Below are 13,233 nucleotides of genomic sequence, written 5' to 3' on the forward strand. Positions count from 1 at the left end.
TCCACGGATATGTCGCACATGATGCGCGAATCGCCCCTCTGCCCTCTTCCCGCGCGGGAGGCACCTCATACCGGCGTCAGGCGAAGACGTCCTGCTGGTAGCGGCCGGATTCCTCCAGCCCGGCCAGCCAGGTCTCCGCCTCGCCCGCGCCGCCGCCGGTGCGCTCGCGGTACAGGGCTGACAGGGCGGCCCGGACGGCGGGCGCCATCCGCAGGCCGTCGCCGCACACGTACACGTACGCGCCCCGTTCGAGCAGGTCCCACACGGCGTCGCCCGCGGCGGCGAGCGCGTCCTGGACGTAGCGGTGCGGGTGGCCGGGCATGGCCGAGAACGCGGTGTGCACGCGCACGCCGCCCTGCCGGGCCCACGCCTCCACCTCGTCGCGGTAGAGCCAGTCGTGCTCGGGGTGGCGGCAGCCGGTGAACACCTCGGCCGGGCCGGTGGCGCCGGTCAGCGCCCGGTGCTCCAGGAAGCCGCGCAGCGGGGCGAACCCGGTGCCGGGGCCCACCATGATCACCGGGGTCGCGGGGTCCTCCGGCAGCCGGAACGGCGGCGCGGGCTCGCGCACGTAGCCGTAAAAGACCTCGCCCTCGCCGAGGCCGGCCAGGTAGGCCGAGCACATGCCCCGGTACTCGCCGCTGCCGGACCAGGCCGGGCCCTCCACCAGGCCGACGGTGATCCGGACCAGGCCGGGGGCGGCCAGCGGCGAGGAGGAGATCGAGTAGTAGCGCGGCTTGATCGGCCCGGCCATCTCCAGGAAGGCGGGCAGCGGCAGCTCGATCGCCGGGAACCGCTCCAGCAGCGCCAGCGGCGAGACCCGCTTGGCCAGGATCTCGTCGGCGTACGCGTCGGTCAGGGCGGCGAGCTGGCCCTTGGTCCACGGGCAGCCGGTGTGGGCGGCCAGCGCCTCCAGGTCGGCGCGGGTGGCGACCTCCTGCAGCTCGGCGAACTCGGTCAGCAGCAGCCCGGCGGTCACCGGCGTGTCCAGCGGCAGGTGGCTGGAGGTGCGGGCGCGCAGCCGGACGACCTGCTCGCGGGGCACGCGCAGCAGCCGCAGCGCCCACTCCACCAGCTCGGGGTCGTTCTTGGCGAAGACGGCCAGGTGGTCGCCCGCGGTGTAGGTGACGCCCTCGGGCAGCCGGGCGACGATCGAGCGGACGCCGGGGCGCGGCGCCTCCCGGGAGAAGTCCCACAGCCCGGCCGGGTCGCCCGTCAGCTCCTCGTTGGACACGACGGTCAGCGGGACGGCGCGGGCGGAGACGACGGCGGGCCTGACCTCGGCCTCGCTCAGCACCTCCAGCTCGTAGCGGGGGCCGGCCTCGGCGGCCGAGGCGCTGTAGACGTCGGCGACGGCCGCCCACAGCTTGCCGGTCCAGGCGGTGACGTCGCCGTCGAGGTCGCCGTCGGCGTCCGCCTCGCCCCGCTCGACCAGCGGCTCCGCGCCCGCCGCCGTGAGCTTGGCGTACGCGCGGCGCGGGAAGTCCTGGTAGGTGGGCCACTGGGTGTTGCCGACGCCGAGCACCGCGAGCCGCACGCCGGTCAGCGGCGGCAGGCTCTCCAGCGCGTCGAAGCGCTGGGCGTTGTCGGGCGCCTTGCCGTTGTAGGAGGAGGCGACCACGACGAGCAGCCCGCCCTCGGGCGGCTCCAGCTCGTCGAGCGTGACGAGCGTGGTGGCGAAGCCGGCCCGGCCGGCCCGCTCGGCCAGCCGCTCGGCGATGTCGGCGCAGGTGCCGAGGTTCGAGCCGTAGGCGACGGTGAGGGGGACGCCGCTCACCGTGACGTCCTGCCGCTCCTCGCCGCGCACGTCTCCGTGCTCGGCCTGCTGGTCGGGCACGGCGACGCTGCGCTCGTGCGGCCGGCGCTCGCGCACCCGCACGGTGAAGCCGTCGGGCTTGACGGTGAGCGTCTGCTTGATCCGCATCCGGTAGACGGCCGGGTCGGACACGGCGAAGCGGCGCAGGATCATGGCCAGCGCGAGCCGGGCCTCGGTGAGCGCGAACTGGCGGCCGATGCAGGCCCGCTCGCCGTTGCCGAACGGCTTGTAGGCGGCCGGGTGGTGGCTCTTCCTGCCCTCGGGCAGCCAGCGGTCGATGTCGAACTCCTCGGGCCGCTCCCACGCCTTGGGGCTGCGGTGCAGCGGGCCCAGCAGGACGCCGATCCGGGTGCCCGCCGGGATGGGGTGGCCGCCGATCGTGGTGTCGGCGATGGCGTTGACGCCGAAGGCCGGGATGGGCGACCACAGCCGCAGCGTCTCGTCGAGGATGCGCGGGATCACGTCCAGCTTCATGATCGTCTCGTACGTGGGCGGCTCGTCGCCCGGCAGCAGCCTGTCGACCTCGTCGTAGGCGCGGGCGAGCACGTGCGGCTCGCGCAGCAGGTTGTACAGCGCGAAGGAGAGCAGGCCGCTGGTGGTCTCGTGGCCGGCGATGAGGAAGGTGAGCACCTGGTCGCGGATGTTGTCGTCGGGCAGGCGCTCGCCGGTGCGCGGGTCGGCGGCCTCCAGCATGAGGCCGAGCAGGTCCTGCGACTTCTCCGTGCCGCCCCGGCGCTGCTTGATCACCTCGTCGACGAGCTCGCGCATGACGGCGATGTCGCGCCGGTAGGCCTCCTCCTCGCGCCACTTGAGCCGCGTCAGGAGCGGGAGCTGCTGGTTGCGGTGCATGGCCTCGGTCAGCGCGCCGCCCATCGCCCGCAGGAAGGGGTGCAGCTCCGGGGTGTCGAAGGAGCCGAACCGGTAGCCGAAGCCGGTCAGCGAGATCGTGTCGAGCGTGAGCCGGGTCATGTCGTCGGCGACGGGCAGGTCCTCGCCCTGGCGGCGGGCCCACGAGGCGACGAGCTGCTCGGCGACCTCCAGCATCTGCGGGAAGTACGCCTTCATCGAGCGCTGGCTGAAGGCCGGCATGAGGATGCGGTGCGCCTGGCCCCACAGGGGCTCGTCCTGCTCGGCGGTGAACAGGCCGTCGCCGCCGAAGTCGCGCACGATCGACAGCGGCGGGTCGATCCGCTTGACGAACCTGCTCTCGTCGCACGCCTCGGCCACCAGGTCGGGGTCGTAGACGAACAGGACCTTCCGGCCGGCCAGGTCCACCTGGTAGAGCCCCTGGTCGTAGCGGCCGGCCAGCTCCTCGAAGTAGGCCGACGGCGAGTGTGAGGGGATCTGCAGCGCGTTGCCGAGGATCGGCAGGCCCTTGGGGCCCGGGATCTCCGTCATGAGCACTCCCAATGCTTGTTGCCATACACCGTATGGCTGCTACCATACACCGTATGGCTACCAGTGCGCGAAGGGGCGCTCCTCTGACTCTCGGCGAGATCCACGCCGCCGCCCTGCGCATGGTGGACGAGGGCGGCGTCGACGCCCTGTCGATGCGCAAGCTGGCCGCCGAGCTCGACGTGAACCCGATGTCGCTCTACCACCACGTGCCGAGCAAGGAAGCGCTCATCCAGCAGATCTGCGTCGGCATGGCCAACCGGCTGGAGCTGCCGCCCGACGACGGCACCCCGTGGCAGGAGCAGCTGCGCGCGCTGGCGCTGGCCTACCACGCGCTCGCCCGCGCCTACCCGGCCCTGTTCGCCTACGCCTACGCCCACCAGCAGCCGGGCATCGCCCACGAGGGCGGCATCTGGGGCGTGCTGCACCGCATCCTGCGCGCGGCCGGCGTGCCGGGGCCCGACGTCGAGCGCACCGGTGACGTGCTGCACGCCTTCATGTCGGGGTTCGTGCTGGCCGAGACGAAGGGCCTGATCGCCGAGCCGGGCCCGGCGCTCGACACCGTCCTCGACCTGATCGTCCACGGGCTGGCCCACCGCCCGGCCTGACCGTCGGCCCCCTCGCCCGGGCGGGCCCGGGGCCGCTGAAAGATGAGGTCATTTTTCGGGCCAAGCATGTCGTTGGCGCGATCAGCCGCTCCTCACCGGTAAATAGGCAATCATGGAATCCGGCCGCGGAGGGCGGCCACCGGAAAGACGTGCTGAGAGCGCGGAGAGAGCGCGGTGTGGTGAGGCCCAGCAGAGCATGGCCCGGGTGGCTCCATGTCGGTGTCCTGGAACACCGCCTGACCCGGATGTGGGTGCCCGGCGCCTTCCCGCCGGCCGAGTCGCTGCTGGCCGTCATGACGCTGGCGGCGGTCCCCCGGCGGCTGGCGGGGCGGCTGGCCGAGCACCTGAGCGGCGGCCTGGTCGTCGGCCCGGGAGCCGTTCCCGACCTGCCGGCCTTCGAGAAGCTGCGCGCGCTGCCGCTCCCCCAGCAGGAGGGCACGTGGGAGCGCAGCGCCGGCGTCTACGACCCGGCGCTGCGCCGCATCGCGGTCGGCAGCGTCCCCTCGCCCTCGGTGAACGTGTGCGGCCACGAGCTCGGTCACGCGCTGGACGACTCCGACGGGCGCCCGTCGGCCGAGCCGTGGTGGGTGGTGCTGCACGCGCTGCGCCGCGCCCACCTGGCCCCGCCGTACCGGGAGGACGTCTCGGAGCTGTTCGCCGAGAGCTTCGCCTGCGTGCTGACCCGCCGCACGTCGCGGCTGATCCACCTGCTGGGCGACGAGCGGGCCGCCCGGCAGGTCTACGCGTGGATGGCCGATCGCTACGGGATCGGCTGAGCCGCCCGGGGCGGGGTCAGCGCTGGTAGGCGCCGGCGTGCGGGTCGGCCGGGATGGACCTGCCGGTGAAGTCCCTGGCCAGCTCGGCGCCCCCGTACCAGGCGGCAGGCAGGCGGACGGCCCGGCCGCGCGCCGGGGAGCCGGGCCGCAGCCGCAGGTTCGTCGCGGAGACGAATCTCGGGTCGGCCATGACCGAGCCGGCGCCGAGCTTGAAGCGGGCGCTGCGCGCCCGGTAGACGCTGCCCGCCTCGTCGGCGCCGGAGCCGTCCTCGAAGCCCGCCTGGCCGCCGACGACCACGACGTTGTTGCGGAGCTTGAGGATCGACGGGGAGCAGCCGTCGTGGCAGGACCAGCCGATGGTCTTCCTGGCCGGCATGTAGACCGAGTTGTGCACCGCGATCGTGCCCTTGACCGGGCCGACGATGTGCCGGGGGCCGCGCGTGACCAGGAACGAGCCGCTCTTGAGCGTGGAGGTGACGACGTTGAAGGCGATCACGTTGCCGGTGGCGGTGTCGCCCTTCTTGGCGCCGAGCTCGCTGAAGGTGTTGTTGTCGTGCGCCCGGTTGTGGGTGACGCGGTTGCGGTTGCCGCCGAACACCTCGATGGCGGCGCCGTCGTAGCCGTAGTCGGGGCTCTTGGCGTAGCTGCCGGTGATGGTGTTGCCGGTGACGAGGTTGTCGTCGCCGTTGAGCAGGATGCCGAACGCGCCGGAGTCGTTGTCGCCGCCCTTGTCGGCGATGCTCATCCGGTTGTTGGCGGTGAAGGTGCTGTCGCGGACGGTGTTGCGGGCGCCGGTGGGCGCGATGACGGCGCCGGCGATGTTGCGGTCGGCCTCGACGCCGGACAGCGTGTTGTGGTCGCCCTCGACGCGGAAGCCGGCCCAGCGGCAGCCGGAGGCGCGCAGGCCGCTGACCTTCCAGTGGTTGCCGGAGATGACGACGCAGTCGGCGTCGCGGCCGCTGATCCTGGCCAGCGGCCCCTTGCCGTACGCCTTGACGGTGATGGGACCGGCCGCGGTGCCGCTGGCGGTGAGGGTGAGCGAGCCGCTGAACGTGCTGCCGCGCCTGATCGCGACGGTGTCGCCCGGCTGGAGCGAGGTGGCGTTGACCGCGTCCAGCGACTTCCAGGCGGCCGACTCGGACGTGCCCGCGGCCGAGTCGTCGCCCGCCTTGGAGTCGACGTAGTAGGTCGTGCCGGCCTGGGCCGCGGCCTGCAAGGGGACGGCGGGCAGGAGCGTGGCCAGGACCGCCACGGACAGTAACCTCATACGTGACACCACTATCTAATTGAACGTTGCACGGAGATGTGCCAACTTAGCGTGATCGCGGGGCGAGGCGCCAGACGCGGAACGACGGCCCGTCCCCGGGCAGCACGTCGCCGTCGGGCGCGTCGTGCACCCCCTCGGCGTGCGAGCCCAGCCGCAGCTCCGGGCCGGGCGCGCGGCGCGCGCACACCACCAGCGTCTCCTCGTACGTCTCCCGTGCGAACACCAGGCAGTCGGCGTCGGCGTGCAGCCAGCGCAGGCCGCCGTGGCGCAGGGCGGGCTCGGCGCGGCGCAGGCCCAGCAGGCTGCGGTAGCCGGCCAGGGTGACGAGATCCTGGTCGGCCGGGCGGTTCCAGGGCATGGGGGTGCGCGCGTGCTCGCCGTTGACGCCGGTGAGCCCGTACTCGCTGCCGGCGAAGACCATGGGCGTGCCCGGCAGCGTGGCCTGCAGGCCGAGCGCCACCAGGTGACGCTCGCGCGAGCCGGTCACGGTGCGGATGCGCGGCGAGTCGTGGGAGTCGAGGAGCTGCCAGGAGTGCACGAGCGAGCGCCACGACAGGTGCGAGGCGAACGCCCGGAACGTGGCGAGCGCGTCGGTCCCGTCGCGGCGGGGCACGCCGCCGGGCACGCCCAGGAAGTGCTCCAGACCGGGGTCGTCGCCGCGCAGCCAGGCCCACACGGGCCGGGTGAAGCCGCCGTAGTTCATGGTGCCGTGCCAGCCGTCGCGGTCCAGGTCGGCGGAGGCGTCGTGGTTGTGCTCGGCGATGAACGCGGCCTGCGGCGGCAGGGCGCGGCGCAGCATCGCGGCCACCTCGTGGGCGTGGTCGGCGGCGCCGAGCCGGCCGGTCATGTTGGCCACGTCGACGCGCCAGCCGTCGAACGGCCCGATCCAGCGGGTGAGCACCTCGCGCATGCGGGCGCGGACCAGCTCGCTGCTCCAGTCGAGCTTGGGCAGCGACTTGAAGCCCCACCACGACGCGTAGTCGCCGGTGTCCGGGTCGAAGAAGTACATCTCGCGCTCGGGCGCGCGCACGTCGGACACGGCGGCGGTGAACCACTCGTGGGAGTCGCCGGTGTGGTTGGTGGTGATGTCGCCGAGCAGCCGCATGCCCCGCGCGTGCAGGGCGTCCGACAGCCGGTGCAGCGCCTCGTCGCCGCCGAGCAGCGGGTCGACCCGGTCGAACGTGGCCGCGTCGTAGCGGTGGTTGGAGCGGGCCGGGAAGATCGGCGTCAGGTAGACGGTGTCGGCGCCCAGCGCCTCGATGTGGTCCAGGCGCTCGGTGATGCCGTCGAGGTCGCCGCCGTAGAACTGCTCGGCGGTGCCGGGGCCGTGCGGGATGACGGGGTCGCGGTCCCAGTCGCGCGGCAGCGCCCAGCCGGGCAGCTCGCGCATCGGCCGGGAGGCGGCGAAGCGGTCGGGGAAGATCTGGTAGACGATCGAGCCGGCCATCCAGGCGGGCGGCGGCGCGTGGCAGACCAGCCGGAAGTCACCCGAGTCGGGCAGGTCGTGCCGGACGAGCCCGGCGGCGGTCAGCCAGCGCTGCCCGCGCGCGGTCTCCAGCAGGAAGCGGTAGCGGGTCACCGGGTTGACCGCGGTGACCTCGGCCCGCCACCACACGTCGCCCGCGCCGTAGCCGCCGACCGCGCGGGCGGTCCTGGCGGCGTCGACGGACGCGGGCGCGTAGCGCGGCTCGCCGTCGTGCACGGCGCGTACGTGGACGCCGGTGACGCCCGCGGCGCGCGGGGCGCGCAGCCACAGGGTCACCGTGGAGCCGAGCTCGGGCGCCTGGGCGGAGACGTAGAGTGCGGAGCCGTCGTGATGCGGCTCGTCGATCAGGCGCACGTGATTCCTATCCCTTGACGGCTCCGGCGGTCAGGCCGGAGACGATGTACTTCTGCAGCCAGAGGAACACCCCCACGGTGGGGATCGCGGTGAGCAGCGTGCCGGCGGCGAACATGCCGAAGTTGGCGTTGCGGTTGTCGCCCGCGATCATCCCGAACATGCCCACGGCGAGCGTCTTGCTCTCCGGGTCGCGCAGGAAGACGCTGGCCATGAGGAACTCGCTCATCGTGCCGATGAACGCCAGCAGCGCGGTGACCGCGAGGATCGGCGTGACCAGCGGCATGATGACGCGCCAGAAGATCTGCGCGTGCGTGGCGCCGTCTACCGTGGCGGCCTCGTCGAGCTCCTTGGGGATGGTGTCGAGGAAGCCCTTCATCAGCCAGGTGTTCACGCCGAGCGCGCCGCCGAGGTAGAGCAGCAGCAGCCCCCACACGGTGTCGAAGCCGAACGCCGGGTAGAGCTCGGTCACCCTGGTGAAGATCATGAAGATCGTCACGATGGCCAGGAACTGCGGGAACATCTGGATGAGCAGCAACGCCAGCAGCCCGGCCCGGCGGCCGGCGAAGCGCATCCGGCTGAAGGCGTAGGCGGCGAACATCGACAGCAGCAGGCTGGCGAACGAGGCGGTCAGCGCGATGAACACCGAGTTGAAGAACCACCGGCCGAACGGGTAGACGTCCGAGCCGAACAGGTCGGCGAAGTTGCCGAGCCCGAACCCGGTCGGCAGCAGGTCGGTGGAGGCCAGCGTGCCCAGCGGGTTGATCGCGGCCGAGAGCACGAACACGATCGGGAACAGCGCGAACGCGCACACCGCCAGCGCGAACGCGTGCCTGAGCGCCATCTTCACGCGTACACCTCCTCCTGCTTGCGGGTGCGCCGGAACGCCGTCGCCGAGATGATCGCCACGATGGCGAAGATGAACACCGACACCGCGGCGGCGAAGCCGAACTGCGCCCCGCCCGCGCCGAACGCCAGCCGGAAGGTGTAGGTGATGAGCAGGTCGGTGGCTCCGACCTGCGGGTTCTCCGCCGGGAACGGCCCGCCGTCGGTGGTGAGCGCGATGGCGTTGAAGTTGTTGAAGTTGAACGCGAACGACGAGATGAGCAGCGGCGTCAGCGCCACCAGCAGCAGCGGCAGCGTGACCTTGCGGAAGCCCTTCCACGGCGTCGCGCCGTCGATGGAGGCGGCCTCGGTCAGCTCGCGCGGGATGGCCTGGAGCGCGCCGGTGGTGACCAGGAACATGTACGGGAAGCCGAGCCACAGGTTGACCAGGATCACCGCGAGCCTGGCGGTGAGCGGTTCGCCCAGCCAGTCGACGTCCAGCCCGAACAGCTGGTTGATCAGGCCGAAGTCGCGGTTGAACATGTCGCGCCAGACCATCAGCATGGCGAAGGCGGGCATGGCGTACGGCAGGACGATCGCGATCCGGTAGATCCTGGTGCCGCGCATCCGGGGATGGTGCAGCGCCAGCGCGACCGACATGCCGAGGGCGAACGTGCCGGCGACGGAGGCCAGCGCGAAGACCACGTTCCAGCCGAACACCCCGGCGAAGTAGCCGGAGATGGTGGGGTTGGTCAGCACCCGGGCGAAGTTGTCGAGGCCGACGCCGACCTGCCAGCCCTGCGCCAGGTGGTCGCCGGCGGCGTTGACGAAGTAGCCCTGGCTCTCGTCGGCGGTCCACGGCCCGCCCTCGCCGCGCACGCAGTCGCAGGCGGCGTCGTACACGAGCGCGGCCCGGCCCTCGACGGCGCGGCTGAGCCCGTTGGCCTTGATCGCCCCGCCGGGGGTGGGCACGGACAGCGCGGAGATCTCCTTGGCGCGGGCGGCGGCCTCGGGCGCCTTCAGCACGGTGAGCCCGGGGGCGCTCAGCACCTTGCCGGTGACGCCGACCCGGGCTCCGGCCAGCGGCTCCAGCCCTTCGGCGGTGCCCAGCCCGGCCTGCTTGGTGTCGGGGTCGACGAGCAGGAACACCAGCTCGCCGTCACGCAGCGCGGCGGTCAGCGCGTACTCCGGCGAGCCCGTCGCCTGGCGGACCGAGCCGGTCTCGATGGCCACGACCGCGTCCTGCTTGCTGCCCCGGTGGCCGTCGCCGAAGTTCGTGAACGCGGTCGTCACCGTGTAGACGACGGGCACGACCTGGAACGCGATGAGGAAGACGGTGCCCGGGACCAGGTACTTGGCCGGGACGAGGCGGGGCGTCAGGTAGAGGTAGCCGATCAGCGCCGTGGCCGCGCCGAGCACGCCGAGCCCGAGCCAGGACTCGGCGGCGACGAGCGGCGGCACGGCGTAGAGCAGGATCGCGGCCGCCACGGCGAGCACCGCGATCCGGCTCACCACGAAGGCGGTGGTGATGTTGCGGCGGGGCCGCGGAGCGCGCTCCGCGGCCCCGGGCACGTCCGGAGCCATGACGTCAGTTCTTGAGCGCGCCGTCGATGGCCTTCTGCGCGGCCGCGGCCGCCTTGGCCGGGTCGCCGCCCTTGACGACCGCCGCCTCGGCGATGCCGAACGGCTCCCAGATCGCGGCCATCTCGGGGATGGCGGGCATCGGCATGCCGTCCTTGCCGGCGTCCATGAACTTGCCGGCGTCGGGGTCGGCGGCCTTGACCTCTTCGAGGGTCTCGGCCAGCGCCGGGGGCCGCGGGTCGGCCTCGTACAGCGCCTTGGCCACGTCCTTGTTGGTGACGTAGTTGGTGACGAACTCCTGGGCGAGGGTCTTGCTCTTGCCCTTGGAGGCGACGAAGAAGCTCTGCACGCCGACGAACGGGGTGGCCGGCTCGCCGTCCTCGAACGACGGGACGGGCGTGATGTCGTAGCCGAAGCCGCCCTTCTTCACGTCGGTCATCGCCCACGGGCCGGAGACGAGGTAGGCGCACTTCTTGCCGGCGAAGCTGGTGATGTAGTTCTCGTTGGTGATCGACGTCTTGAGCGCGCCGTCGCCCTTCTCGCCGAGCTCCTTGAACTTGCCGAACGCCTTGACCGAGCCCTCGGAGCCGAGCAGCACCTTCTTGGGGTCGGGGTCGCCGGAGGCGGTGGTGCCGAACAGCGCGCCGCCGCCGGAGGCGAAGATCGGGTAGGCGTGGAAGGCGTCGCCCTTCTGCGCGACCGGCAGGCAGAGGATCTCCTCGACCTTGCCGTCGTCCTTCAGCTTCTTGCCCGTCTTCACCATCTCCTCGATGCTGGCGGGCGCGTCGGGGGCCAGGTCGGTGTTGCGGATCAGCGCGATGTTCTCGACCGCGTACGGGGCGCCGTACACCTGGCCGTCGAAGGTGACGGCCTTCATCGCGATCGGGGAGAACGCGCTCTTCTGCTCCTCGGTCAGGTTGACCGGGTCGATGGCGCCGTTCTGCACCAGGTTGCCGATCCAGTCGTGCGCGCCGACCATCACGTCGGGGCCGCTGCCCTGCTGCGAGGCGGTCAGGAAGACGGTCTGGTTGTCCTTGCTGATCTCCTTGACCTCGACGGTCACGCCGTTCTCGGTGCCGAACTGGTCGGCGAACGGCTTGAGCGCCTTGACGCGGTTGGGGTCGGCCCAGATGACGAGCGTGCCCCCCGCCGCGGCGGGGGCCGACGCCGATCCGCTCGCCCCGGCCGTGGGCGCGGCCGACGGCGCGGCCGGGTCGGAGCCGCCGCACGCCGCGGTGGCGAAGGCCAGGGACGCGAAAGCGGCCACACCCAGAGCTCGCTTGCTCATGAGACCTCCTGAGGTCACGGAGGATGGGCGACACCTGAGCGTGCGCCGCCACCGAAGATCGTTAACAGGACCGCTTTCGCGGCTTATGTGACCGGGACGTTAGCGGCTCTTTGCAAGAATTGGAAGAACTTGCAATCGAGCGTTACCCGATCCACACCGTACGGGCCGAGGGAAACGCGCCCGGCCCAGCGCAGAGGCGATCTGCAACTTTCGGCAACTTGCGCTCAGCCGATCGCGCACGCCATCCTGCACCAGACATCACGGACACCCCCGGGGAGGACAGCCATGCCCGACAACGACGACTGGTGGCGCGACGCCGTCGTGTACCAGGTCTACCCCCGCAGCTTCGCCGACGCGAACGGGGACGGCGTCGGCGACCTGGAAGGGGTGCGCCTGCGGCTGGGCTACCTCAAGAGGCTCGGCGTGGACGCGATCTGGCTGAGCCCGTTCTACACCTCCCCGATGGCCGACGGCGGCTACGACGTGGCCGACTACCGCGACGTCGACCCGATGTTCGGCACGCTGGCCGACTTCGACGCGCTGATCGGCGACGCGCACGAGCTGGGCCTGCGGGTCGTCGTGGACCTGGTGCCCAACCACTCCTCCGACCGCCACCCGTGGTTCCAGGCAGGGCTGCGCGGCCACAACCGCGACCGCTACATCTTCCGCGACGCGCCCAACGACTGGGAGTCGATCTTCGGCGGCCCGGCCTGGACCCAGGTGGACGACGGGCAGTGGTACCTGCACCTGTTCGCCCCCGAGCAGCCGGACCTCAACTGGGAGAACCCGGAGGTGCGCGCCGAGTTCCGCGACATCCTGCGGTTCTGGCTGGACCGGGGCGTCGACGGCTTCCGGGTCGACGTGGCGCACGGCATGATCAAGGCCGAGGGGCTGCCCGACGTCGGCCCCAAGGAGGGCCGCCAGGCCGAGATGCTGGGCGACGAGCGGGTGCCGTACTTCGACCAGGACGGCGTGCACGACATCTACCGCGAGTGGCGGCCGATCCTCGACTCCTACCCCGGCGGCCGGATGGCGGTGGCCGAGGCGTGGGTGTCGTCGCCGGAGCGGCTGGCCCGCTACATCGGGCCGGACGAGCTGCACCAGGCGTTCAACTTCGAGTTCATGATGGCCGACTTCCACGCCAAGTCGTTCCGTACGGTGATCGAGAAGTCGCTGGCGGAGGCGGAGCTGGTGGGCGCGCCGACCACCTGGGTGCTGTCGAACCACGACAAGCCCCGCCACGTCACCCGGCACGGCGGCCTGGCCCGCGCCCGCGCGGCCACCCTGCTCATGCTGGCGCTGCCCGGCTCGGCCTACCTCTACAACGGCGAGGAGCTGGGCCTGCCCGAGGTGCTGGACCTGCCCGACGAGCTGCGGCAGGACCCGGCCTTCCGGCGCACCGGCGAGAGCCGCGACGGCTGCCGGGTGCCGCTGCCGTGGACGGCCGGGCCCGGCTGCGGCTGGCGCGACCCGTGGCTGCCGATCCCGGCGGAGTGGACGGCGCTGTCGGCCGAGGCGCAGGAGGACGACCCCGCCTCCACGCTCAACCTCTACAGGGCGGCGCTGCGGCTGCGCAGGGAGCACCCGGCACTCGGCGGCGGCACGCTGACCTGGCTCGACTCCCCCAGGGACGTGCTGGCGATCAGGCGCGAGCCCGGCCTGACCGTGGTGCTCAACACCGGCGAGGAGCCGGTCGACGCGGGGCTGGGCGGGCGGGTGCTGCTGGCGAGCGGCCCGCTGCCCGCCGGCGGCGCGATCCCGCCGGACACCGCCGTTTGGCTGCAGCATTGACCATACTTTGCCCGCAGGCGGCGTGCGCGAGTGACTGCGGTTTGTAGCCTCG

Annotated in this window: 9 protein-coding genes; 3 read left to right on the forward strand and 6 right to left on the reverse strand. The window is 72.2% G+C overall.

The features are described from left to right. Positions 1-76 precede the first annotated feature (76 nt). Positions 77-3,211 carry a bifunctional cytochrome P450/NADPH--P450 reductase gene (locus ACWDXC_RS22165; RefSeq protein WP_449984853.1) on the reverse strand — a complete coding sequence of 1,045 codons (3,135 nt, stop codon included), beginning with the start codon at positions 3,209-3,211 and terminating at the stop codon, positions 77-79. Positions 3,212-3,264: 53 nt separating this feature from the next. On the opposite strand from ACWDXC_RS22165, the gene ACWDXC_RS22170 reads away from it, so the two are divergent. After that, positions 3,265-3,816, forward strand: coding sequence for a TetR/AcrR family transcriptional regulator (locus ACWDXC_RS22170; protein ID WP_449984855.1), 552 nt, complete (start codon positions 3,265-3,267; stop codon positions 3,814-3,816). Positions 3,817-4,061: 245 nt separating this feature from the next. Next, complete coding sequence (locus tag ACWDXC_RS22175; RefSeq protein ID WP_219509425.1) at positions 4,062-4,592, forward strand: hypothetical protein; 531 nt, start codon at positions 4,062-4,064, stop codon at positions 4,590-4,592. 16 nt (positions 4,593-4,608) lie between these two features. Here ACWDXC_RS22175 and ACWDXC_RS22180 read toward each other — a convergent pair whose 3' ends face one another. Genes ACWDXC_RS22180 through ACWDXC_RS22200 form a run of 5 tightly spaced genes read right to left on the reverse strand, consistent with a single transcriptional unit; the run spans position 4,609 to position 11,390 of the window. After that, positions 4,609-5,859 carry a right-handed parallel beta-helix repeat-containing protein gene (locus ACWDXC_RS22180; RefSeq protein WP_364181910.1) on the reverse strand — a complete coding sequence of 417 codons (1,251 nt, stop codon included), beginning with the start codon at positions 5,857-5,859 and terminating at the stop codon, positions 4,609-4,611. A gap of 46 nt (positions 5,860-5,905) precedes the next feature. Then, positions 5,906-7,699: a glycoside hydrolase family 13 protein gene (locus tag ACWDXC_RS22185; protein WP_449984859.1), complete on the reverse strand. Its 1,794-nt coding sequence runs from the start codon at positions 7,697-7,699 to the stop codon at positions 5,906-5,908. A 7-nt stretch (positions 7,700-7,706) separates the two neighbouring features. After that, positions 7,707-8,540, reverse strand: a complete 834-nt coding sequence (locus ACWDXC_RS22190) for a sugar ABC transporter permease (protein WP_219509438.1) — start codon at positions 8,538-8,540, stop codon at positions 7,707-7,709. A 2-nt stretch (positions 8,541-8,542) separates the two neighbouring features. Further along, entirely contained in the window at positions 8,543-10,105 is a 1,563-nt protein-coding gene (locus ACWDXC_RS22195; protein WP_449984861.1) for an ABC transporter permease subunit, read from the reverse strand. A 4-nt stretch (positions 10,106-10,109) separates the two neighbouring features. Then, the gene (locus ACWDXC_RS22200; RefSeq protein WP_449984864.1) at positions 10,110-11,390 is read right to left on the reverse strand and encodes a sugar ABC transporter substrate-binding protein; all 1,281 of its coding nucleotides are present in this window, start codon (positions 11,388-11,390) and stop codon (positions 10,110-10,112) included. A gap of 285 nt (positions 11,391-11,675) precedes the next feature. Here ACWDXC_RS22200 and ACWDXC_RS22205 point away from each other — a divergent pair, with 285 nt between their 5' ends. After that, positions 11,676-13,181 carry a glycoside hydrolase family 13 protein gene (locus ACWDXC_RS22205; RefSeq protein ID WP_449984867.1) on the forward strand — a complete coding sequence of 502 codons (1,506 nt, stop codon included), beginning with the start codon at positions 11,676-11,678 and terminating at the stop codon, positions 13,179-13,181. Positions 13,182-13,233: the final 52 nt, after the last annotated feature.

The organism is Nonomuraea sp. NPDC003214 (assembly GCF_053590035.1).